We start from the raw sequence: 21,350 nt of genomic DNA on the forward strand, positions 1-21,350 counted from the left end.
CCACGCGATATGCTAAAAATACAGCATCTTTTCTCGCCGCAGTGCAAATTCGTTGCATTGCTATTTGGTGCGCCGTTTTAGCCTGAACTTGTGTACACACTATTTAATATCATGCGGAGATTTTATTGATTGGGGGTGGGAAGAAAAACAGGACCATTACTGATTTGTCAGGGGTAAGGAAATTGTAAAGGTAACCACATGATTTTCAATGGATACGCCGATTGTCCCGCCATGCAGCGTGACAATTTCCTTGGCTATGGCCAATCCAAGCCCCGTACCGCCCGTGTCAGAGGAGCGGGACTGATCTGCCCGATAGAATTTATCGAAAAGAGACGACAAAGCCTCGTCTGGAATATCTTTGTCGCTGTTTTGAAAGCGGATGATAACTTCCTGCTCCACTTTTTCGGCGGAGATTCCAATTTCGGTATGGGGGCCGCTATACGATGCGGCATTTTTTAAGATGTTGCTGAACACCCGCGCCAGCTTCTCCGGATCCGCTTCAACGGTCAAGTCCTCGTTAAGATGCAGCGCGACGGCGTTTCCCCTTTGGGCCAAAACCGGGGACAGTTCATCCGATAATTGGACCAGCATATAATAAAGATCAATATTTTCTTTGGACAAGGCAATTTTTTGCGATTTATACTTTGTAATCTCAAAAAATTGATTTACCATTGTTTCCAACCGGTAGGCTTTTTCCAATGCGATATGAACCCGCGCGGCCCTCTGTTCGGGGGGCATATTGGGCGCTTCCTCCAGCAGATTGAGGTACCCGATGACCGATGTGAGGGGGTGCGGATATCGTGGGCCAAATACATCACCAGTTCGTCTTTCCGCTGTTCGGCCAAGGAGGTTTCCCTTTTTCGCTCCGCCAAAGTCCGCTTTACGGAGTTCAGCTTCCGTTCAAACGGCAGCATTTCCGGCGAAAACTGAATTTGCGCTTCATCGTCTGTCAACAAGGACGCGATCCCCTGATTGATCTCGCTGAAATAGCCGGCAACCCACCGAAAAATTCGCACCATCAATACTGTAAATATCAAAAAAACAGCCGCGGCGAAGAAGATTTCTTTGTTTCCCCGAAAGTAGTCGCTGTAATAATAAAACGCTTCTTCGTGTTTTATTTTGAACATGGCTTCCAGCAGCCACACCACCCAATCGCCAACCCGTTGTTTCCAAATGAAAAGATACAGCCCTGCCACCACCGCGATGGAGGTAATGACATTGATACACACGCGTCGGATGAGTTTGAATTGAAAGGCAAAGTATTCGTCTTTTGGACCAGCTTTCAATTTTGTATCCTACTCCCCATATTGTTTTGATGAATCTGGGCTTGTCCATGCGGTCTCCCAGCTTTTCCCGCAAATGGCGGATGTGAACGGTGATGGTGTTGTTGGATTTGCTGTAATACTCATCCTGCCAAATTTGGTGAAATAAGCGATCAGAGCTGACTACGTTCCCGGAGTTTTCCAGGAGAATGCGCAGGATAGAAAACTCCGTAGGAGTCAGCGCCAAGGGCTTTTCTCCCAAGAAACAAGTATGCGCCTTGATATTCATCGTCAGAGAACCGCAGATAAGCGGATCTCCCGACAAGCCAGAGGAGGTCCCGGAAGCCTCAGAATGCGCGGGATTGTATTTTTGATACCGGCGAAGCTGAGATTTTACCCGTGCGACCAGTTCCAGAGGACGAAAGGGTTTGGTCATGTAGTCATCCGCTCCAAGCGTAAGGCCGGTGATTTTATCCGTTTCAGCGTCTTTGGCTGTCAGCATAATGATGGGGTAGGTATGACGCTCCCTGATTTTCTTACATAGGGTAAATCCGTCCATATCAGGAAGCATGATATCTAAAATTGCAAGATCAATGGGGGCTGCTTCCATACATTGAAGGGCTTCTTGGGCCGTATAAAATTTGAATACAGCGTAATTTTCGTTTTTCAGATAGACTTCTATCAAATCCGCGATTTCGATTTCATCATCAACCACCAATATGTTATCCGGCATGAAGCCACGCGCCCTTTCAAGAGTATACACGCAATATTTTATCAAAGAAGAGCCCAGCGCACCTTTGTTTTTTCATGAGAAAAGATTAAGATTTTCCAAACTCCCTCCCGCGGGAAGCTTACAGCAGCGGTGCAATGACAGCCCGGAAATATCGGTCCAGCTCCTCCGGCGTCTGCTTCCGTTTTCCCTTGATCCACCATAATACCATCTCCACAAAGCTGCCGGAAATGTGGTTGACCAGAAAATCCGGGGGGAGCTCCGGATGGGCGGAACTGCCGTGGCCGATAACGTGTACACGCACCAGGTCATTTAGACTCTCCTTAAAGTGGCGCAGGAAAAGCTCGCTGCTTTCGCAGGAGAGGAGCGCCAAAACGTGCTTGTCGTTTTCCTGCAAGTGGTGCAGCAGATGGCAGAAAACGGAGGTGGGGGCGCTGCCCTCGGCGTACAGACCGTGGGTATGGGAGCTGTCCATGGCGCTGCTGATGATGTGCCCAAACAGCGCCTCGCACAGGGCCTTGAGCAAGTCGTCCTTGGTCTCAAAGTGGGCGTAGAAGGTGGTCCGCCCTACGTCGGCCGCGTCGATGATCTCCTGTACCGTTATCTTGCTGTATGGCTTCTTCTCCAAAAGGGCGCTGAAGGCCGTAAAAATCGCCCGTCTGGTCTTTTGCTGCCGCCGGTCCATCTGGAATCCCCCCGTATAGTTTTCAAAAAATGTTCCGTAGCATACAGGTGCGTTACATAATCCATTGCAATGCCGCCGGGACGGATTACAATAAAAGAAAACAAAGTGTTTGTTATCCTATTGATTGTACGGCAGATTTTGGGCGCATGTCAAGGCTGGCGCGGCGAAAAGCGCCATGGAGAGGAGAGAAAGGGAATGCTCAAAAAAATCAATGCTGTTTTGTCCGGTCTGCCCATGACCATAGTGGCCGGGATCTTTCTTTTTTTGGACCTGGCGCCGCACCTTGGAGAGACATTTGGCGCTGCGCCGGCGGGCCCCGTCTTTCTCCCCTTTGACCCGGCCTGGGTCACGGTTCTCATCAGCGGCCTCCCCTTGCTGTATCTGGCGGTGTGGCGTGTGATCCGCAATCCGGGTATCAGCAAAATCTCCTCGGCGCTCTTGATCTGCATCGCCATGTTTGCCGCCATCGCCATCGGCGATCTGTTCGCGGCGGGAGAGGTGGCTTTTATCATGGCCATTGGCGCGCTGCTGGAGGAGGCCACCACCAACCGGGCCAAAAAGGGGCTGAAACAGCTGATTGACCTTGTGCCCGCGCGGGGACGTCGTCTGACCGGCGACAAGGAGGAGCTGATTCCGGTCGAAGCGATCCGGCAGGGGGATATTTTGCGGATTCTGCCCGGCGAGACCATCCCGGTGGACGGAACCGTGGTCAGCGGGACGACCTCTGTGGACCAATCGGTCATGACGGGAGAGGCCCTGCCGGTGGACAAGGGGGCAGGCGCGGCGGTGTTCTGCGGTACGGTCAACTGCTATGGGGCCATTGACATCACGGCCACTAAAGTGGGGGAAAACAGCTCCCTGCAAACCCTCATCCGCATGGTACGGGAGGCGGAGGAAAAACAGGCCCCCATCCAGCGCATCGCCGACCGGGCGGCCAGCTGGCTGGTGCCGGCGGCGCTGCTCATCGCCGTCCTGGCCTATGCCGTCTCAGGCAATCTGATTACCGCCGTGACGGTGCTGGTGGTATTTTGTCCCTGCGCGCTGGTGCTGGCCACTCCCACCGCCATCATGGCGGCCATTGGGCAGGCCACCAAGCACGGCGTGGTCATCAAATCCGGAGAGGCGCTGGAGAAGATGGGGCGGGTGGATATAGTGGCCTTTGATAAGACCGGGACGCTGACCTATGGCCGTCTGGATGTGAGCGACGTGCTTCCCTTTGCCGGGGACCTTGACCAGCGGACGCTGCTTTCTCTGGCCGCTTCCGCCGAGACGAAGAGCGAGCATCCCCTGGGCAAGGCCGTGGCAGCCCATGCGCGGGCAAAGGGCGTGCCGCTGGCGGAGGCGGAGGACTTTCAAATGACCGCCGGAAAGGGCGTCTGTGCGCGGGTGAAGGGCCGGGGTCTGCTTTGCGGCAGCGAGGCATTCCTTTTGGAGCGGGGGATCACGGTTGACGGCCCGGCAAAGGCCGCCCTGGCCCGGCTGCGCGCCCAGGGAAAGGCCCTGATCCTGGTGGGGGAGGGACAGACCTGTCTGGGGGTGATCGCCCTTTCCGATGTGCTGCGTCCCCAGGCAAGGCAGGTGGTCTCCCGCCTGGCGTCCATGCGCACCGACACGGTGCTCCTCACCGGCGACCATCGGACGGCGGCCCAGTACTTTGCCCGGCAGGCGGGGATCTCCCAAGTCTGGGCGGAACTGCTCCCCGGGGATAAGGTGGAGCGCATTGCACGCCTGCAGCGGGAAAACCATACAGTGTGCATGATCGGCGACGGAGTCAACGACGCGCCGGCGCTGAAAACCGCCGACGTCAGCGTAGCCATGGGGGGCATGGGGAGCGACATCGCCGTAGACGCCGCCGATGTGGCCCTGATGAGCGATGATATCGACAAGCTCCCATATCTGAAAAAGCTGTCCAACGCCACCGTCAAAACCATCCGGGTGAGCATCGCCCTCTCCATGTGCATCAACGCCGTGGCCATTGTCCTCTCCCTGGCGCAGGTGCTGACTCCCACCACCGGCGCGCTGGTCCACAACGCCGGCTCCTGCTTTGTGGTGCTCATTGCCGCGCTGCTCTACGACAGAAAGTTTACATAAAAAAGCCACGGCGTACGCTCCTCCTTGCAATGACAGCGCCGCAACCATATAATAGTAGAAAATAACCTTTGGGGGAGAGAACGCGGGATGGCAGCCGATATGAAAGAAACCATTGCCAGGGCGGCAAAGACCCTTGTGACAGAAAAGGGCGTCAAACGACTGACGGTAAAAGACATCGTGGAGGAGTGCCACATCACCCGGCAGGCCTTTTATTACCACTTCGAGGACATCCCGGCCCTGTTTCAGTGGATGCTTGAGCGGGAGGCTTCCAGGACCGTGCTGGAGGTGCGCACGTTAGCCGATGGCGAAAGCAAGCTGCGTTATCTGTTCGTGATGGCCATTCGGGTGCTGCCCTATATGAAGCGGGGAATGGCGAGCAGCTACCGGGATGAGCTGGAGCGGTTTCTGGACCGGTATATCCAGGGCCTTTTTGAGCGGGTTTGCGATGAGGAGGGGCTTTACCAGGACTGCACCCGTTTGGAGTCGGGGTTGATCGTGCGCTACCACAGCCAGGCGATTTTGGGCATCCTGCGGGGCTGGACGGAGGGGGACACAAAGCATCTGGACCAGATCGTCCACACCGTATTCCGTCTGATGACCGAGGGAATCCCGCCGCGGGGCGAGTCTCCAATAGAGCGCTGAAACATCCGGAGTGTAAGTTTTTTTACACTCCGGATGTTTTGTCTATACAGCCCAAAGATTGTGATAATTGCGTGGAAAACAGGCGGCTCCTATAATAATAACCAGCAAGGAGGTGTGGATATGGCACATAAAATCCTGTCGGCAAAGCTCTGCCAGCTGGACGTCAGCGTGGACAGACTGCATCGCCGCATTCAGGACAGCCAGACAGCCGGCCACGACGCGCTGCGGCGGGAGATCGCCGCGCTGGAACAAGAGTGCGCGGACGCGGAAACGGCCCTGCGTGAAAACCTGCGCCGTTCCAAGTCGAACCTGGTCTCCATTTTGGCCCAAGTCTATGGGCAGGTGGAATACGACATTGCCCGGGCCGGGCAGCGGCTGCGGGCGGCGGTGGACCGGAGCGGGGACCCGGAGACCGCCGTGGAGGAGGAGCTTCTGCTGGCCGAGTATCTGCTGGATTTTGCCCACCAGGCCGCCGACCGGGTCCTGCTCTTTTCCATGAAAGCCATTGACGACCAGCTGCTCCAGCAGGAAAAAGGAGAATCGTTATGAAAGAAGTTAAATCACCCAAAAAGCCCTTGATTTACTACTACGGCATTGTGCTGCTGATCGTGCTGCTGTTCAATCTGCTGGTGGCGCCGCTGCTGGCCCAGAGACAGGTGACGGAAGTGGACTACGGCACCTTTATGGATATGATCGAGGAGGGAAATATCGGCGTCGTCCAGGTGGAGGAGACCCAGATCCTCTTTACGGACCGGGAGGAGACGGAGATCTATAAAACCGGCCCCATGGAGGACCCCACCCTGACCGAGCGCCTCCACGACGCGGACGCCCAGTTCGGCCGCGTAATTGAGACGCCCATGTCGCCGTTCCTCAGCTGGTTTTTGACCATTATTCTCCCCATCCTGATTTTCATTGGCCTGGGGCAGTATATGAGCAAAAAGCTGATGAATCAGGCGGGCGGAAAGAACGCCATGTCCTTTGGCATGGGAAAGAGCAGCGCCAAGATCTACGTGCCCTCCACCCAGGGCATCCGGTTTTCGGATGTGGCCGGCGAGGACGAGGCGAAGGAGAGCCTCCAGGAGATCGTGGACTATCTCCACAACCCCCAAAAATATACCGAGGCCGGCGCCTCCATGCCCAAGGGCATCCTGCTGGTGGGCCCTCCGGGCACCGGCAAGACCATGCTGGCCAAGGCCGTGGCCGGCGAGGCCAACGTCCCCTTCTTTTCCATCTCCGGCTCGGAGTTTGTGGAGATGTTCGTGGGAATGGGGGCCTCCAAGGTGCGGGACCTCTTCCGGCAGGCCAAAGAGAAGGCCCCCTGCATCGTGTTTATTGATGAGATCGACGCCATCGGCCAGAAGCGGAGCACCGGCTACGGCGGCGGAAACGATGAGCGGGAGCAGACCCTCAACCAGCTTCTCACGGAGATGGACGGCTTTGAGGGCAACACCGGCGTCATCATTCTGGCGGCCACCAACCGGCCCGAATCGCTGGACCCGGCTCTGACCCGTCCCGGCCGTTTTGACCGGCGGGTTCCGGTGGAATTACCCGACCTGCAGGGGCGGGAAGCCATCCTGAGGGTCCACGCCCAGAAGATCAAGCTGGCGGAGGACGTAAACTTCCACACCATTGCCCGTATGGCCGCCGGCGCTTCCGGCGCGGAGCTGGCCAACATCATCAACGAGGCGGCCCTGCGGGCGGTACGCGGCGGCCGGGTGGTGGTCAGTCAGGCGGACCTGGAGGAGAGCGTGGAGGTGGTCATCGCCGGCTATCAGAAGAAAAACGCCGTCCTCTCCGACCGGGAAAAGCGGGTGGTGGCCTATCATGAGATCGGTCACGCGCTGGTGGCCGCCAGACAGAGCCACTCCGCCCCGGTCCAGAAAATCACCATCATTCCCCGGACCTCCGGGGCCCTGGGCTACACCATGCAGGTGGAGACGGGGGACAAATATCTGATGACCAAGGAGGAGATCGAGGACAAGATCGCCACCTATACCGGCGGCCGCGCGGCGGAGGAAGTGGCCTTTGGACAAATCACCACCGGCGCTTCCAACGATATCGAGCAGGCCACCAAGCTGGCCAGAGCCATGATTACCCAGTATGGCATGAGCGACGAGTTCGACATGGTGGCGCTGGAAACGGTACGCAATCAGTATCTGGGGGGCGACGCCGCGCTGACCTGCTCGGCGGACACCCAGAAAGAGATCGACCAAAAGGTGGTGGAGCTGGTCAGAAGGCAGCACCAAAAGGCCCGGCGGATTTTGGAGGAGAATCGGGAGAAGCTGGACGAGCTGGCCAACTTCCTCTATGAAAAGGAGACCATTACCGGCGAAGAATTCATGGAGATCCTGAATGGGGGGCATAATGGATGAGACGGCGCTCTGCGTTTGGCTGGCTGGAGCTGGCCATTGGAATTTTACTCATTGGACTTGGAATCTGGACCTTTGCCGAGCCTGACCGGGCCTTGACCGGCATGGCGGCGGTATTCGGCCTGGCGGCCGTGTGCATGGGGATCGCGGACATCATTTTGTTTATCCGTCTGGAGCGCTTTATCGGCTTTGGGCCCATCCTGTCCCTGATTGCGGGTATTTTGAGCGTGATGTCCGGTATCATGCTGCTGGCATACCCCAAGGCGGGGGTGCTGGCGCTGGCCCTGCTGTTTCCCATCTGGTTTATTGCCCACTGCATTTCGAGACTGTCCCATTTGCCCCGGGTGCGTCTGGTGGCCGGCAGCGGCACCTACTATCTGCTCCTGGCCATCAATGTGGTGGGGCTGATTTTGGGCGTGATGATGCTCTTTAGTCCCTTTTTCACCATGTCCGCCATACGCTGCTTTGCGGGAGGCTATCTTGTCCTGCTGGGAATCGACAGCGTGATCGTGGCGATCAGCCGTATGGGGATGTACCGTTGACTGGAAAGGAGTGCCCTTGTGGATACGATTTCCCTGCTGACCACGTTGGACCAAAACTATCTGCCTCAGCTGCAGGTGCTGCTGACCTCCTTGTCTCTGAATAATCCGGGGGAGAGCATCTGCCTCTATCTGCTCCACAGCGGAATCCCGGAGCAGCGGCTGGCGGCGGTTTACCGGCAATGCCAGGCGCTGGGCTATGCCGCCGTGCCGCTGCGGGTGGACGACGGCCTGTTTGCGCACGCGCCCACCACCCGGCAATATCCCAAAGAGATGTATTACCGGCTCCTGGCTCCGCTGCTGCTGCCCGATCAGGTGCGCCGTGTGCTCTATCTTGACCCGGACACCCTGGTCATCAATCCCATTCGTCCCCTGTGGGAGCGGGAACTCAACGGCAATCTCTTTGGCGCGGCGGCCCATACCGGCAAGACGGAGCTGGCCAACAGCGTAAACCAGCTTCGGCTGGGCACCGAGAGGGATTACTACAATTCCGGCGTGCTGCTCATGGACCTGGAGGCGGGCAGACGCGAGATCCGGCCCCAGGCGCTCTTCCGGTATGTGGAAGAGCACCGTAAGGAGCTGCTGCTGCCCGACCAGGACATGCTCAACGCGCTGTACAGCCAGCGGATTCTCCCCCTGGAGGACGTGCTGTGGAACTACGACGCCCGCAATTACAGCAGCTATCTCCTGCGCAGCGGCGGCATCTGCAATCTGCAGTGGGTGATGGAGCATACGGCAATCCTGCACTTTTGCGGCAAAGCCAAGCCCTGGAAGTCAAAATATGCCCATCGCTTCGGGATACTGTACCGGCACTATATCCAGCTGACCAAACGCGCGTGGGACATCGACCTATGAGGGGGAGAAGGCCGGACCCATAGAATGAAAAGCGCCCAGGGAGCCTGGCTCCCTGGGCGCTCACCGGTCATGCCGCCTCAGCAGGACGGGTCGTGGGGAAGGACGCCGTGTTCCTGCAATACCTGTATGCCATAGATGTGGCTCTGGAGAAAGCCGTTGATCCTGCGCACCATGTCTTCCGGCGTGTCCGGAAAAAGACCCAGCAGCCAGGCCTCCATAATGCCTCCCAGGGCGCTTACAAAGAGGGGGATTCCCTCCGGGTCCAGATCGAGCTTCAGGCGGGCCGCGGTCTCCTCCAGTTCCGCTCTGAAAATGGCCTCCAGACTGGCGCCGAAAAAGCGCTTCAAGGCGTCATGCCCCGGGGAGCGCAGGGCGCACAGGCAGACGGCGCTGTTTGTCATATATATTCACCTCAGATTGGGCATATCATGATAACTAGTATAACAATTTTCACCCGGAAGCGCAAGAGCGCGCCTGTAAGGACAAAAGCGCCGATGTGTGAAAAATAACACAGAGGCCCCCCTTTGTGTATTGAGAAGCCCGGATATTTTTTATAACCTTTTAACAGATAAAGCGGCATCTGACGAATAATCGCCGCCATGATTTTCTCCATCTTTTCACAAGGCTGGGTAAACGTCGAAAACGACATTACCGCCTACCTGCCGGCGGACACCGAGACCCGGCAGGGTCTGTCCATCATGGAAGAAGAGCTGACGACCTACGGCACGGCCCGTATCGTGGTCTCACATGCGTCCGAAGCGCTGGCGGAGGATCTGGCGGAGCGCATGGAGGAGATCGAGGGCGTCACCACCGCGTCGGTGGGCGCCGATGCCATGGGCGGTGAGAGCGACGAGGAGACCGCGGAGGACAGAGCCGACTATATCCAGGGCTCCGACGTGCTCATCAACGTCACCTTTGACGGAGAGGTGGACGATCAGATCCGTCTGGACGCCATGGCAGAGATCAAAACGCTGCTGGAGCCCTACGACGCCTATGTGAGCAGCGAGGTGGCAACGACACCGCCGGGAATCTGGCCTCCGAGATGCAGGTCATCCTGGTCATCGCCTTCACCATCATCGTTCTGGTGCTCCTCTTTACCTCCCGTTCCTACGCCGAGATCCCGGTGCTGATGATTACCTTTGGTTCGGCGGCCCTGCTGAACATGGGCGCCAACTTTATTTTCGGCACCATCTCCTTTGTATCCAACTCCGTGACGGTGGTGCTGCAGCTGGCCCTGGCCATCGACTACGCCATCATCCTGCTCCACCGCTTCACCGAGGAGCGGGCGCAGCTGGGGGAAGACCGGACGGCCTGCATCGCCGCCCTGGCCTACTCCATCCCCGCCATCTCCTCCAGCTCCCTGACCACCATTTCGGGCCTTGCGGCCATGATGTTCATGCAGTTTGGGCTGGGCTTTGATATGGGCCTGGTGCTCATCAAGGCCATCTGCTTTAGTATGCTCTCGGTGTTTACCCTGATGCCCGGACTGCTGATGCTCTTTTCCAACGCCATCCAAAAGACCAAGCACCGCAGCTTTGTCCCCCACATCAACAAGTGGGGAAAGCTGGTGGTAAAGCTGCGCTATATCGGCGTGCCGGTCTTTGCCCTGCTTCTGGTGGCCGGGTTCCTCTTCTCCCAAAACTGCCCGTATGTCTACGGCTATTCCAAGCTGGTTACCACCAAGCAAAACGAAAACCAGATCGCCGAGCGCCGGGTCAACGAAACCTTCGGCAGCCAGAACATCGTGGCCCTGCTGGTGCCCAAGGGCGACTATGCCAGTGAAAAAGCCCTGCTGAACCGGTTGGAGCAGTATGATGAGGTGGATTACGCCATGGGCCTTTCCAACATCGAAGCCCTGGACGGCTACACCCTGACCGACAAGCTCATCCCCCGGCCGTTTGCGGAAATGACCGATATGGACTATGAGATTGTGGAGTTGCTCTATACCGCCTATGCGGCCAAGGACGACGAACTGGGCCAGGCGGTCAGCGGAGTGGATACCTACGCCGTCCCTCTGATGGATATGTTCCTCTTCCTCTACGACCAGGTGGACGAGGGCTTTGTCACCCTGGATGATGAGACCCAGTCGCAGGTGGAGGACCTCTATGCCGCGCTGACGGACGGACAGTCCCAGATGATGGGAGAAGAATACAGCCGTACGGTGCTCAACCTGAATCTGCCGGAGGAGGGGGAGGAGACCTTTGCCTTCCTCCAGACCATCCACCAGGAGGCGGAGCGCTATTACCCGGCGGACCAGATTTTCCTGGTGGGCGACTCCACCAGCGACTACGACCTGTCCACCTCCTTCGAGCGGGACAACATCCCCATCAGCGTGCTGTCGGTGGTGTTCGTCATTCTGGTGCTGCTCTTTACCTTCCAGTCGGTGGGACTTCCCATTTTGCTCATCTGCGTCATCCAGGGCAGCATCTGGATCAACTTCTCCTTCCCCACGCTCCTGGACCAGCCCATCTTTTTCATGGGCTATCTGGTGGTAACCTCCATCCAGATGGGCGCCAATATCGACTATGCCATCGTCATCTCCTCCCGTTACAGTGAGATGAAGGAGCTGATGCCGCCCCAGGAGGCCATCATCAAGGCGTTGGATCTGGCTTTTCCCACCGTGCTTACGTCCGGCACCATCCTGACCTCCGCGGCCTATCTCATCGGAAAGCTCTCCTCCGAGCCCGCCATCGTGGGCATCGGCGAAAACCTGAGCCGGGGCACCCTGATCTCCATGATTCTGGTCATGTTCATTCTGCCCCAGATTCTGCTGCTGGGCGACAAGATCGTGGAACGGACCCGGTTCAACATCAAGGTACCGGAGGTATCCCGCGGCGCCAGCGGCACGGTCTACGTCAACGGACGCATCCGCGGCAAGGTAAACGGCCTGGTGGACGCCACCGTCCACGGCGTGATCCGGGGGGATGTCTCCGCCGTGCTGGATACGGGAAGCATCACGCCGGAGAGAGAAAAAGCGGAAAGAAAAGAGGGCGAATATGAATCGGAATAATCGGCGTATCATCGCGTTTCTGCTGGTCCTGCTCCTTCTTGCGGGGACCGTGGCGCCGGCCATGGCGGCAGAGAGCAACGAGGTACATATTCAGACCGCCCAGGATCTGGTGGCGCTGTCCCGAAATTGTTCCCTGGACGGCTGGTCTGTGGGCAAGACGGTCTATCTGGACGCCGACATTGACCTGAGCGGGTCTGAGTTTGAGCCCATCCCTATTTTCGGCGGCACCTTTGACGGACAGGGGCATACCATCACCGGCTTTTCCCTCACCGGAAGCGGCAACGAGCGGGGCTTTTTCCGCTACGTCCAGGAGGGCGCGGTCATTCAGGACCTGACCGTGGAGGGCACGGTGGCGCCCACCGATTTGAAAGACAGCATCGGCGGACTGGTGGGGGTCAACAGCGGCAAGCTTTTGCACTGCGCCTTTCAGGGCAACATCAGGGCCGGCACCAACGCCGGCGGCGTGGCAGGCTACAACAAAGCCTCCGGACAGCTGATCAACTGCTCCTATTCCGGCACGCTTTTGGGGGAGCACTATGTGGGCGGCATCGTGGGCCGGAACGAGGGCAGCATAATCCGCTGCCAGAACGCCGGCGACGTCAACATCACCGAGGTAACCACCACGGTGGCCATTCACGAGGTGAATCTGTCCACCATCCGTTCCACCGAGAACGCCCCGGCCTGCACCGATATCGGCGGCATCGCGGGGGCCTCCTCCGGTATCCTCCAGAGCTGCACCAACAACGGCGACGTGGGCTATGAACACGTGGGCCATAATGTGGGGGGGGGGGGCATTGCCGGCCGTCAGACGGGCTGGCTGGACAGCTGCGTCAACACGGGGACGGTCAAAGGCAGAAAGGACGTGGGCGGAATCTGCGGCCAGATGGAGCCCCGGCTGACCCTGCTTTTTGACGCGGACGACCTGGATGATTTGTGGAATGAGCTGGACACGCTCCAGCTGCTCATGGACCAGGCCATCTCCCACGCCCAGGGGGCCTCGGACAACATTTCCGCAAAGATGACCGGCATTACCGACAGCGCCGACCAGGTGAAGGACGCGGCCTCCGACCTGTCTGACGCCATGGCCGGCTGGGCGGATGAGAACATCGAGACGGTCAACGATGTGTCCGCCCGGATCTCCTGGACGATGGATCGGATGGAGCCCATTCTGGATACGCTGGACGCCGCGCTGGAGCGGCTTCAGGAGTCCACCGGCCTGATGGTGGACGCGCTGGATGAGATGGATACGCTGGGCGATCTGTGCCAGGACGCCCTGGACGATCTGCGTCTGGCGCTGGAGTAGGTGGACAGCTCCGTCACGCTGTGCGCCGACGCCGTGGACCAGCTGGACAGCGCCATGGGCGGGCTCAACGATGCGGTCCAGGAACTCAATGACGCCATATCCACCTCTTCCGACCTTCTCCTGTCCGATCTGCGGGCCATCAACAACCAGTTTGGCAAAATCATCGACGTCCTTCGGAGACAGAGCGACAGCACGGAGGAGACGGAGGAGGAGCTGCTGGAGGACGTGTCCGACCAGGCCACCGAAACCGACGAGGACGCCGGGCGCATCACCAATGCCAAGAACACGGGTGCCGTGGAGGGCGACGTAAATGTGGCGGGTATCGTAGGGTCCATGGCCATCGAGTATGACTATGACCCGGAGGACGACCTGACCACCTCCGGCGACCGGTCTCTGGATTTCCACTACCAGGCGGCGGCCCTGACGGAGGGCTGCGTCAACACCGGCGAGGTCACCGGCAAAAAGGACTATGTGGGCGGCATTGTGGGCCGTATGGATCTGGGGACCGTATCCCAGTGTGAGAGCTACGCGCCGGTGGAGAGCACCGGAGGCGACTATGTGGGGGCATCGCGGGGGCGGCCTGGTCCACCATCCGCGACTGCTGGGCCCGCTGCGCCCTGGAGGGCAACGACTACATCGGCGGCGTGGCCGGCTTGGGCAAGACGGTCACGGACTGCCGCGCACTGGTGGAGATCGACCGGGGCGCCGCCTATCTTGGCGCCGTGCTGGGCTGCGCCGAGGAGGGGGGAACGGTGTCGGGCAACCTCTTTACCCACGATACCCTCAACGGCATCAACGGGGTGAGCTATTTGGGAAAAGCCGAGCCGGTAAGCTTTGCGGTCCTCTCCCAGGGGGCTTCCGCTGACTTTACCCGGTTCCGCCTGATTTTCAGGGCGGATGGCAAGGAGATCGAGACCTTTGACTTTTCCTACGGAGACGCCCTGACCCAGCTGCCGGAGATACCGGCCAAGAGCGGCTGTTCCGCCAGCTGGCCGGAGATGGATTACAGCCATCTGACCTTCTCCCGGACGCTGGATGCGGAGTACACCGCCTACCATACCGCCCTGACGGCGCTGGGAGATCCCCCTCAGATCGTGGTGGAGGGGACCTTTGGAGCGGGAAGCACCCTGTGGCCTCCTATGCCGACGATACCTGGACCGACGGACTGGGGGTCTCCCACACCGGACAGATCTATACCGTCACCGTTGATGACCCGATTTTGTCCCCCTCCACCTTTGAAGTCCAATATAAGCTGCCCGACAGCGGCGGAGACTATGTGGTGTGGGTGGAGACCTCCGGCGGCTGGGAGCAGCGGGAGGCGGAGATAGACGGGACCTACCTGGTCTTTCAGGCCGACGGGGATTCCGTGGTCTTTATGGTAGAGGAGAGTGGAACCGGATGGAGCGTCCTCCTTCTGGCGGCGTCGGGCTGCGCGGCGGCAGCGGTGGTGGTCCTTATACTTCTGCGGGTGAGAAAGGGCCGCAAGGGAAACAAGCGCGCCTCCCGCTGAACCAGGGTCCCTTTCTGTACGCCAAAAGTTTCTTTGCGCTCAACTGTAAAAACCATTGATCCGCCGTTTTGGACGCCGGATAAAAAAGAAGCCTTTCAGCGGGTAGCGCTGACCCTGTGAAAGGCTCCTTTGTGTTTTGGGCAGAAAGCCCGCCGGTCAGGAGGGCTCCGTGTAGGCGGGGAGGGTGATGGTAAAGACGCTGCCCTTTCCCACGGCGCTTTCCAGGCCGATGGAGCCGCCGTAAAGGGAGACGATATGCTTGACGATGGCCAGCCCCAGGCCGGTGCCGCCCGCCTTGCGGGTCCGTCCCGGGTCCACCCGGTAAAAGCGCTCAAAGATCCGGTCCTTGGCTTCGTCCGGGATGCCGATGCCGCTGTCCCGCACCGCGATGCCCACCGTGTCGCCCCGGTCCTCCACCATAATGTCCACCGTGCCGCCGGGGTGGTTGTATTTTACGCCGTTGCCCGCCAGATTGAAGAGCAGCTCCTTGAGCCGTACGGCGGAGATGGCCGCCTCACAGTTCTGACCGGATACGGAGAGGGTCACGTCCGCCTGGAGGGCGGAGGGGGCCAGCAGCTGGGCCACCTCCTGGGCCGCGGTGAGGACGGGGGTATGTTCGCCGCTTTGCTCGATGGCCACCGATTCCAGCTCGGAGAGCTTCAGGGTGTCGTTGATGAGGGCGATGAGCCGGTCCACCTCCACCCCGATGAGAGAGAGGAACCGCTTTTGATCCTCCGGCGCGGTGACCATGCCGGAGGAGAGCATATCCGCAAAGCCCTTGATGCTGGTGAGGGGGGTTTTCAGCTCGTGGGAGACGTTGGCGGTAAAGTCCGCCCGCACCCGCTCGGCCTTTTTGAGCTGGGTCACGTCGGAGATCAGGATGGAGGTGCCCACGGCTTGGCCCTCATACTGCCGGTCGGACACCGGGGAGACAAAGAGCCGCAGACTGCGGCGCTCGCCCGCCAGGTCGTCCAGATCCACCACCACGGCGGAGCGCTTTTTGTGGCATTCGTCCACCGCGTCCCGCAGACGGCGGCTGCGGGTGAGGATGAGAAGCTGGTCGTTGTTGTCGCTCTGGGCGGGAAGCTGAAACAGGGTCCTGGCCGCCCGGTTGCAGGCCAGCAGGCTCCCTCCCTCATCCAGCAGCAGCAGACCCTCGTCCATGCAGTCCAGAATCAGATTCACCTTGTCCCGCTCGGCGGTGACCCGCTGGATGGAGTCGCCCAGCCGCTCCAGAAGCTTATCAATGTAGCGCAGGATGGGGCGCAGCTCGTCGTCGGCCCGGTATTCCTCCAGGATATCGGGCCGATTGCCGGACAGCACGCTTTGGAGGGTATTGCGCACCGCGTCCAGGGGCTCCAGCACGTAGCGGCTCATCCGGCCGGACAGAAGGAGGGCCAGCAGGAAGGCCGCCGCCGAGGCCGCCAGAAAGCCCACCATGCTCTGGAGCACCAGGGAGTCGATGGAGGAGAGGGGGACCGAGGCCCGGCCGATCATGCCGTCTGTAAATTCTTTGGCCACGTAGAGCATGGACACCCCCACCGTGTCCGAGGCCCGAACATCCCGGCCCCAGCCGGTGGAGAGGGCGGACCGGACCTCCGGACGGTCGGCGTGGTTTTCCAGGGCGTCCACGTCCATTTCCGTGTCGATCTCCACCGTCCCGTCGGGGTTGATAATGGTCAGCCGCTTGCCGGGCGCGGCCTGGCGGAACTGCTCGGCCGCCATTTCGGCGTTGGTGATCTGACTTTGGGTATCCATCAAAATCAGCAGCTCCCGCAGGCTCTCCTCCTCCACCGTCAGCTCTTGGTTGTGCATCAGCCAGGCGCCCAGCAGATTGGAAATCAGCAGCGATACCAGAACCACCGCCAATGTGGCAGCCGTCAGTCGTTTTTTCATCCTCACACCTCTTTTGTGGGTCGATTTTTCGATTCAGCCCTGGGCGGGCGGGGCTGCCCTGCGCGGGCGGCGCCAGGCCCTTTTCCCGAAAAGGGCCTGGACCAAAAGGGGCAAAGGGGGTTTTAGACCCCCTTTGCAATCCCCCGGGCGGTCCGCTTCGCGGAGGGGGAAATGGGCCGGTCGTCGGCCACAGTTTTCTGCGCTTAGGTGATGAACAAAATAAGCGCTTGATGAAAGCTTTCTTTGCCGTGCGGTCTTTGCGGGACTGACCGAACGAGCGCTTTATGGAAGCTTTCTTTGCCGTGCGGTCTTTGCCGGACTGACCGAACGAGCGCTTTATGGAAGCTTCCTTTGCCGTACAGTCTTTGCCGGGCTGACCGAACGAGGGCTTGACGGAAGCTTTTTTTGCCGTACAGTCTTTGCCGGGCTGACCGAACGAGCGCTTTATGGAAGCTTTCTTTGCCTACTTTCTTTCTCGAAAGAAAGTAGGCATTTTGTAGCCCACGCCGCGGACGGTGGCGATGGCCTGGTCGCCCAGCTTTTGACGGAGGGTTTTAACGTGCATGTCCACCGTACGGGTCTCGCCGGTGAAGTCGTAGTCCCAGACAGTATGGAGGATCTCCTCCCGGCTGAGGACGGTGCCCTGGCGGGTGGCCAGCAGGCGCAGGAGCTCAAATTCCTTATAGGTCAGCTCCACCGGCACACCGTCCAGACGGACTTCCCGGGCGGCGATGTCGATGGTGAGGGGCCCGCAGCGCAGGAGGGTATCGGCCGCCGGACGGCGGGCCCGGCGGAGCACCGCCTTGATGCGGGCCTGCAATTCCATAAGCCCAAAGGGTTTCACGATGTAATCGTCCGCGCCGCTTTCCAGACCTGCCACCTTGTCCATCTCAGCGGTGCGGGCGGTGAGCATGATGACCGGGCAATCCTGGGTCCGCACGTTTCCGCGCAGGCGGCGGAGGATCTCCAGCCCGTCGATCCCGGGCAGCATAATGTCCAATAAATAGAGGACAGGAGCTTCCTGCGCCTCTTCGGCGGCAAAAAGCTCCTCCCCCGATTCATAGGCCCGGACCTGATAGCCGGTGGACTGGAGGAAGTAACGCAGCATCTCCCGGATGCTGCCGTCATCCTCCACCACCACGATGGCGTCCGCCATGTGCACTCCCTCCGATCAGGTGGTGGCGCTCAGCTCGCCGGTCACACAGTAGATGGCCCACTGGGCGATGTTGACGGCGTGGTCGCCGATGCGCTCGAGATACTTGGCGATGATGATGAGGTCGATGGCCTGATCGGCGTTTTCCCGGTTGCTGACGATCAGCTCCACCAGATCCTTCTTGACCTGCTGGAAGAGCTCGTCCACGCCGTCGTCCAGGGCGATGGCCTCCTTGGCGATGTCCTGGTCCCGGTTGACGTAGGCGGTAATGGCACGCTTGACCATAATGCCGGCCTTCTGGCTCATGGCGCGGATGTGGGTCAGGTCGGCGGTGCTGCCGCTCTTGTTGAGCAGCAGGGCGATTTCGGCAATGTTGGCGCACTGGTCGCCGATGCGCTGAAGGTCGGTCACCATTTTCAAAGCCGCCGAGATGGTGCGCAGGTCCCGGGCCACCGGCTGCTGCTGGAGGAGCAGGCGGAGACAGCGGTTTTCGATGTCCCGCTCCATCCGGTCCATGCTGCGGGTCATTTCGATGGCGTTGCGGGCCGCCCGGGGGTCGTTGGAGATCAGAGAGGTGGTCACCACGTCGATGGCGTCCTCGGCGGCGGCGGCCATGTCGATCATCTCCGCGCCCAGCTCCTGGAGCTCGGCGTCAAAGGTTTTACGCATAGTAAGGGGTCCTCCTTATCATTGGGTGTAACGGCTCAGCCGAAGCGTCCGGTGATATAATCCTCGGTGCGCTTGTCGCTGGGCATGGAGAAGAGCTGGGTGGTGTCGCCATACTCGATGAGCTCGCCCAGCAGGAAGAAGGCGCATTTGTCGGACACGCGGGTGGCCTGCTGCATGTTGTGGGTCACGATGACGATGGTATATTTCTCCTTCAGATCGGTGATGAGGTCCTCGATCTTGGAGGTGGAGATGGGGTCCAGGGCGGAGGTGGCCTCGTCCATGAGGAGCACGTCGGGCTCCACGGCCAGGGCACGGGCGATGCACAGGCGCTGCTGCTGGCCGCCGGAGAGGCCCATAGCGGACTTTTTGAGCCGGTCCTTCACCTCGTCCCAGATGGCGGCGCCCTTGAGGGACTGCTCCACGATGTCGTCCAGCTGGGCCTTGCTGCGGATGCCGTGGGTCCGGGGGCCGTAGGCCACGTTGTCGTAGATGCTCATGGGGAAGGGGTTGGGCTTTTGAAAGACCATGCCGATCTGCTTGCGCAGCCAGGTCACGTCCACCGAGGGGTCGTAGATGTCCTGCCCGCGGTAGGAAACGGTCCCCTCAATGCGCACGGTGGGCACCAAGTCGTTCATCCGGTCCAGGGTCTTGAGGAAGGTGGATTTGCCGCAGCCGGACGGCCCAATCAGGGCGGTGACCTTTTTCTCGGGGATGTCGATGTTGACGTTCTTGAGGGCATGGGCGGCGCCGTAGTATAGATTCAGCTCTCGGGCGGAGAGCACGGTAGTCTCATACATGAGGAGTTCTCCTTATTTCTTTAATTTCCGTCCCACCAGCTTGGCCGAGAGATTGATGACCAGCGTGAGAACCATCAGAATGGCGGCGATGGCAAAGGCCACGTCGAACTCCGCCCGCTCCCGGGCGTAGACGTACAGCGCCACGGTGAGGCTGGCGCCGGAGCTATGGATGAATTTATCCGCCGAGGCAAAGAAGTTGTTGAGGCTCATGCCCATGCCGGCGGTGAAGAGGAGGGCGGCGGACTCGCCCACGATCCGGCCCACCGCCAGGATGCAGCCGGTGACGATGCCGTCCACCGAGGAGGGGAGCACCACGGTGCGGATCATGTGCCACTTGCCCGCGCCCAGGCCCAGGGCGGCTTCCCGGTAGCTCTGGGGGACGGTTTTCAGGGACTCCTGGGTGGTGCGGATGATGGTGGGGATGGTCATAATGACCAGGGTCAGACAGCCGGCCAGCAGAGAGCGGCCCAGGCTGAGGAAATTACAGAAAAAGAGCATACCCACCAGACCGAAGATGATGGAGGGGATACCGGTGAGGGTCTCGGTGGCAAACTCGATCACCGCCAGAAGCCGGCGGTTGGCGGCGTACTCGGTGAGGTATACCGCCGCGCCCACCCCCAGGGGCAGGGTGATGAGGAGGGTCACCACCACCAAATAGATGGTGTTGAGGATGTTGGGCAGGATGCCGATGGTATCCTGAATATAACTCCCCTTGCTGCTGATGAGCTCCCAGGTCACATGGGGCAGACCGTTCCAGAAGATATAGCCGATGATGAAAAGCAGCAGGGCGCAGGTGAGAATGGCGCTGAGATAGAGCAGCGCACGGAGGGTCAGATCATAGGCCTTCCGGCGGCCGGAAAGGGGTTGCATTTCCATTTAGTATATCATTCCTTTACGCAAATTGAAAGAGCGCCCTCATTTCTCCCGCTTTCCCTTGAGAAAGGTGTTGAGCAGGATATTGATGAGCATGATAAAGAGGAACAAGACCAGACCGATGGAAAAGAGGGCCTGCTGCTGGAGGGAACCCACGCCGGCGTAGCTCATCTCGCTGGTGATGGCGGTGGTGAGGAAGCGGACCGAGGCGAAAAGGGAGGGCATGTTGGCCACGTTGCCCGCCACCATGATGATGGCCATGGCCTCGCCGATGGCCCGCCCGATGCCCATGACCACCGCGGAGGCGATGCCGCTCTTGGCGGCGGGGACGGACACCCGGAAGTAGGTCTCGATCTCGGTGGCGCCCAGGGCCAGGGAGGCCTCCTCGTATTCCTTGGGCACCGCGTTGAGGGCGGTCTCGGAGACGCTGATGATGGTGGGCAGGATCATGATGGCCAGTACGATCATGGCGCAGAAGAGGCTGGCGCCGTCGGGCAGGTGGAAGAGCTCCCGCACCGCCGGGACCAGCACCATCATGCCGATGAGGCCGTAGACCACCGACGGGATGCCGGCCAGCAGCTCCACCGCCGTGCGGATGACGCGGCTGATGCGTTTGGGGGCCACCTTGGAAAGAAAGACCGCCGCAAGAAAGCCCACCGGCACGCCCAGAACGATGGCACCGGCGGTGCCGTAGACCGAGGTGAGGATGAAGGGGAGGATGCCGAACTGGGGCTCGGCGGCGGTGGAGGCCCAGGTGGTGCCGAAGAGGAATTCCACGGGGCCGATGGTCAGGATGGCGGGCAGCCCGGAGACGATGAGGTAGAGGCTGATGAAGAGGACAAAGCCCACCGAGATCAGGCCGCAGATGAGGAAGATCAGCTTCATGACCAGCTCCATGACGCGCAGCGGGCGGGGCTGAAGCTTCACCGCCTCGGCCTGGGACATGGCGGGGACAGCGTTGGATTC

General features: G+C 59.8%; 21 protein-coding genes and 2 pseudogenes. 12 read left to right on the top strand and 11 right to left on the bottom strand.

Features of this window, described 5'->3' with window-relative positions; genetic code table 11:
* Positions 1 to 86, top strand: a pseudogene (locus H7U37_RS09375) (IS5/IS1182 family transposase); the annotation flags it as partial.
* 70 nt (positions 87 to 156) lie between these two features.
* Here H7U37_RS09375 and H7U37_RS09380 read toward each other — a convergent pair.
* From H7U37_RS09380 to H7U37_RS09390, 3 genes and pseudogenes are all read right to left on the bottom strand, one after another.
* Positions 157 to 738 carry a sensor histidine kinase gene (locus H7U37_RS09380; protein ID WP_204875385.1) on the bottom strand — a complete coding sequence of 194 codons (582 nt, stop codon included), beginning with the start codon at positions 736 to 738 and terminating at the stop codon, positions 157 to 159.
* Between the two features lie 543 nt (positions 739 to 1,281).
* A pseudogene (vanR, locus tag H7U37_RS09385) lies at positions 1,282 to 1,995 on the bottom strand (VanR-ABDEGLN family response regulator transcription factor); the annotation flags it as partial.
* 118 nt (positions 1,996 to 2,113) lie between these two features.
* Positions 2,114 to 2,677: a TetR/AcrR family transcriptional regulator gene (locus tag H7U37_RS09390; protein ID WP_204875387.1), complete on the bottom strand. Its 564-nt coding sequence runs from the start codon at positions 2,675 to 2,677 to the stop codon at positions 2,114 to 2,116.
* Positions 2,678 to 2,872: 195 nt separating this feature from the next.
* On the opposite strand from H7U37_RS09390, the gene H7U37_RS09395 reads away from it, so the two are divergent.
* The 6 genes from H7U37_RS09395 to H7U37_RS09420 all read left to right on the top strand — a co-directional run bounded on the left by H7U37_RS09395 (position 2,873) and on the right by H7U37_RS09420 (position 9,173).
* Positions 2,873 to 4,768, top strand: coding sequence for a heavy metal translocating P-type ATPase (locus H7U37_RS09395; protein ID WP_204875388.1), 1,896 nt, complete (start codon positions 2,873 to 2,875; stop codon positions 4,766 to 4,768).
* A 99-nt stretch (positions 4,769 to 4,867) separates the two neighbouring features.
* Entirely contained in the window at positions 4,868 to 5,410 is a 543-nt protein-coding gene (locus H7U37_RS09400; RefSeq protein WP_204875389.1) for a TetR/AcrR family transcriptional regulator, read from the top strand.
* 120 nt (positions 5,411 to 5,530) lie between these two features.
* The gene (locus H7U37_RS09405) at positions 5,531 to 5,959 is read left to right on the top strand and encodes a hypothetical protein (RefSeq protein WP_204875390.1); all 429 of its coding nucleotides are present in this window, start codon (positions 5,531 to 5,533) and stop codon (positions 5,957 to 5,959) included.
* Positions 5,956 to 7,782, top strand: a complete 1,827-nt coding sequence (ftsH, locus tag H7U37_RS09410; protein WP_204875391.1) for an ATP-dependent zinc metalloprotease FtsH — start codon at positions 5,956 to 5,958, stop codon at positions 7,780 to 7,782. The genes H7U37_RS09405 and ftsH overlap by 4 nt, the downstream gene beginning before the upstream one ends.
* Positions 7,779 to 8,321 carry an HdeD family acid-resistance protein gene (locus H7U37_RS09415; RefSeq protein WP_204875392.1) on the top strand — a complete coding sequence of 181 codons (543 nt, stop codon included), beginning with the start codon at positions 7,779 to 7,781 and terminating at the stop codon, positions 8,319 to 8,321. Before ftsH ends, H7U37_RS09415 begins: the two co-directional genes overlap by 4 nt.
* Positions 8,322 to 8,339: 18 nt before the next feature.
* A complete protein-coding gene (locus tag H7U37_RS09420) occupies positions 8,340 to 9,173 on the top strand; it encodes a glycosyltransferase (RefSeq protein WP_204875393.1) in 834 nt (277 codons plus the stop codon).
* A gap of 77 nt (positions 9,174 to 9,250) precedes the next feature.
* Here H7U37_RS09420 and H7U37_RS09425 read toward each other — a convergent pair whose 3' ends face one another.
* Both H7U37_RS09425 and H7U37_RS09430 read right to left on the bottom strand, forming a co-directional pair.
* Complete coding sequence (locus H7U37_RS09425) at positions 9,251 to 9,574, bottom strand: TetR-like C-terminal domain-containing protein (RefSeq protein WP_204875394.1); 324 nt, start codon at positions 9,572 to 9,574, stop codon at positions 9,251 to 9,253.
* A gap of 11 nt (positions 9,575 to 9,585) precedes the next feature.
* Positions 9,586 to 9,774 (bottom strand): hypothetical protein, encoded by a 189-nt coding sequence (locus H7U37_RS09430; RefSeq protein ID WP_204875395.1) that lies wholly within the window; start codon positions 9,772 to 9,774, stop codon positions 9,586 to 9,588.
* Between H7U37_RS09430 and H7U37_RS09435 the strand changes: the two genes are divergently transcribed.
* From H7U37_RS09435 to H7U37_RS09455, 5 genes are all read left to right on the top strand, one after another.
* On the top strand, positions 9,773 to 10,303 hold the full coding sequence (locus tag H7U37_RS09435; protein ID WP_204875396.1) for a hypothetical protein: 531 nt from the start codon (positions 9,773 to 9,775) through the stop codon (positions 10,301 to 10,303). The two genes, H7U37_RS09430 and H7U37_RS09435, sit on opposite strands and share 2 nt — an antisense overlap.
* Entirely contained in the window at positions 10,216 to 12,183 is a 1,968-nt protein-coding gene (locus H7U37_RS09440; protein WP_204875397.1) for an efflux RND transporter permease subunit, read from the top strand. Before H7U37_RS09435 ends, H7U37_RS09440 begins: the two co-directional genes overlap by 88 nt.
* Positions 12,170 to 13,486: a GLUG motif-containing protein gene (locus tag H7U37_RS09445; RefSeq protein ID WP_204875398.1), complete on the top strand. Its 1,317-nt coding sequence runs from the start codon at positions 12,170 to 12,172 to the stop codon at positions 13,484 to 13,486. Before H7U37_RS09440 ends, H7U37_RS09445 begins: the two co-directional genes overlap by 14 nt.
* Complete coding sequence (locus H7U37_RS09450; protein WP_204875399.1) at positions 13,487 to 14,290, top strand: hypothetical protein; 804 nt, start codon at positions 13,487 to 13,489, stop codon at positions 14,288 to 14,290.
* A 325-nt stretch (positions 14,291 to 14,615) separates the two neighbouring features.
* Positions 14,616 to 14,996, top strand: a complete 381-nt coding sequence (locus H7U37_RS09455; RefSeq protein ID WP_204875400.1) for a hypothetical protein — start codon at positions 14,616 to 14,618, stop codon at positions 14,994 to 14,996.
* Positions 14,997 to 15,152: 156 nt separating this feature from the next.
* On the opposite strand, the gene H7U37_RS09460 is transcribed toward H7U37_RS09455, so the two are convergent.
* From H7U37_RS09460 to pstC, 6 genes are all read right to left on the bottom strand, one after another.
* A complete protein-coding gene (locus H7U37_RS09460; protein WP_204875401.1) occupies positions 15,153 to 16,892 on the bottom strand; it encodes an ATP-binding protein in 1,740 nt (579 codons plus the stop codon).
* 463 nt (positions 16,893 to 17,355) lie between these two features.
* The gene (locus H7U37_RS09465; protein WP_204875402.1) at positions 17,356 to 18,048 is read right to left on the bottom strand and encodes a response regulator transcription factor; all 693 of its coding nucleotides are present in this window, start codon (positions 18,046 to 18,048) and stop codon (positions 17,356 to 17,358) included.
* A gap of 15 nt (positions 18,049 to 18,063) precedes the next feature.
* Positions 18,064 to 18,714, bottom strand: a complete 651-nt coding sequence (gene phoU / locus H7U37_RS09470) for a phosphate signaling complex protein PhoU (protein WP_204875403.1) — start codon at positions 18,712 to 18,714, stop codon at positions 18,064 to 18,066.
* Between the two features lie 35 nt (positions 18,715 to 18,749).
* Positions 18,750 to 19,511, bottom strand: a complete 762-nt coding sequence (gene pstB, locus H7U37_RS09475; protein WP_204875404.1) for a phosphate ABC transporter ATP-binding protein PstB — start codon at positions 19,509 to 19,511, stop codon at positions 18,750 to 18,752.
* Between the two features lie 12 nt (positions 19,512 to 19,523).
* A complete protein-coding gene (gene pstA / locus H7U37_RS09480; RefSeq protein ID WP_204875405.1) occupies positions 19,524 to 20,387 on the bottom strand; it encodes a phosphate ABC transporter permease PstA in 864 nt (287 codons plus the stop codon).
* Positions 20,388 to 20,426: 39 nt separating this feature from the next.
* A complete protein-coding gene (gene pstC / locus H7U37_RS09485) occupies positions 20,427 to 21,329 on the bottom strand; it encodes a phosphate ABC transporter permease subunit PstC (protein ID WP_204875412.1) in 903 nt (300 codons plus the stop codon).
* Between the last annotated feature and the right edge of the window lie 21 nt (positions 21,330 to 21,350).

The organism is Pseudoflavonifractor phocaeensis, from assembly GCF_016901735.1.
GTDB lineage: Bacteria > Bacillota > Clostridia > Oscillospirales > Oscillospiraceae > Pseudoflavonifractor_A.

Excerpts from the sequence above, each read along its gene's own strand:
- H7U37_RS09440 (WP_204875397.1), top strand. The coding sequence starts at position 10,216 with ATGCAGGTCATCCTGGTCATCGCCTTCACCATCATCGTTCTGGTGCTC.
- H7U37_RS09445 (WP_204875398.1), top strand. The coding sequence starts at position 12,170 with ATGAATCGGAATAATCGGCGTATCATCGCGTTTCTGCTGGTCCTGCTC.
- pstA (WP_204875405.1), bottom strand. The coding sequence starts at position 20,387 with ATGGAAATGCAACCCCTTTCCGGCCGCCGGAAGGCCTATGATCTGACC.
- H7U37_RS09405 (WP_204875390.1), top strand. The coding sequence starts at position 5,531 with ATGGCACATAAAATCCTGTCGGCAAAGCTCTGCCAGCTGGACGTCAGC.
- H7U37_RS09395 (WP_204875388.1), top strand. The coding sequence starts at position 2,873 with ATGCTCAAAAAAATCAATGCTGTTTTGTCCGGTCTGCCCATGACCATA.
- H7U37_RS09425 (WP_204875394.1), bottom strand. The coding sequence starts at position 9,574 with ATGACAAACAGCGCCGTCTGCCTGTGCGCCCTGCGCTCCCCGGGGCAT.
- H7U37_RS09380 (WP_204875385.1), bottom strand. The coding sequence starts at position 738 with ATGCCCCCCGAACAGAGGGCCGCGCGGGTTCATATCGCATTGGAAAAA.
- phoU (WP_204875403.1), bottom strand. The coding sequence starts at position 18,714 with ATGCGTAAAACCTTTGACGCCGAGCTCCAGGAGCTGGGCGCGGAGATG.
- pstC (WP_204875412.1), bottom strand. The coding sequence starts at position 21,329 with ATGTCCCAGGCCGAGGCGGTGAAGCTTCAGCCCCGCCCGCTGCGCGTC.
- pstB (WP_204875404.1), bottom strand. The coding sequence starts at position 19,511 with ATGTATGAGACTACCGTGCTCTCCGCCCGAGAGCTGAATCTATACTAC.
- ftsH (WP_204875391.1), top strand. The coding sequence starts at position 5,956 with ATGAAAGAAGTTAAATCACCCAAAAAGCCCTTGATTTACTACTACGGC.
- H7U37_RS09400 (WP_204875389.1), top strand. The coding sequence starts at position 4,868 with ATGAAAGAAACCATTGCCAGGGCGGCAAAGACCCTTGTGACAGAAAAG.
- H7U37_RS09430 (WP_204875395.1), bottom strand. The coding sequence starts at position 9,774 with ATGGCGGCGATTATTCGTCAGATGCCGCTTTATCTGTTAAAAGGTTAT.
- H7U37_RS09390 (WP_204875387.1), bottom strand. The coding sequence starts at position 2,677 with ATGGACCGGCGGCAGCAAAAGACCAGACGGGCGATTTTTACGGCCTTC.
- H7U37_RS09460 (WP_204875401.1), bottom strand. The coding sequence starts at position 16,892 with ATGAAAAAACGACTGACGGCTGCCACATTGGCGGTGGTTCTGGTATCG.
- H7U37_RS09435 (WP_204875396.1), top strand. The coding sequence starts at position 9,773 with ATGATTTTCTCCATCTTTTCACAAGGCTGGGTAAACGTCGAAAACGAC.
- H7U37_RS09465 (WP_204875402.1), bottom strand. The coding sequence starts at position 18,048 with ATGGCGGACGCCATCGTGGTGGTGGAGGATGACGGCAGCATCCGGGAG.
- H7U37_RS09415 (WP_204875392.1), top strand. The coding sequence starts at position 7,779 with ATGAGACGGCGCTCTGCGTTTGGCTGGCTGGAGCTGGCCATTGGAATT.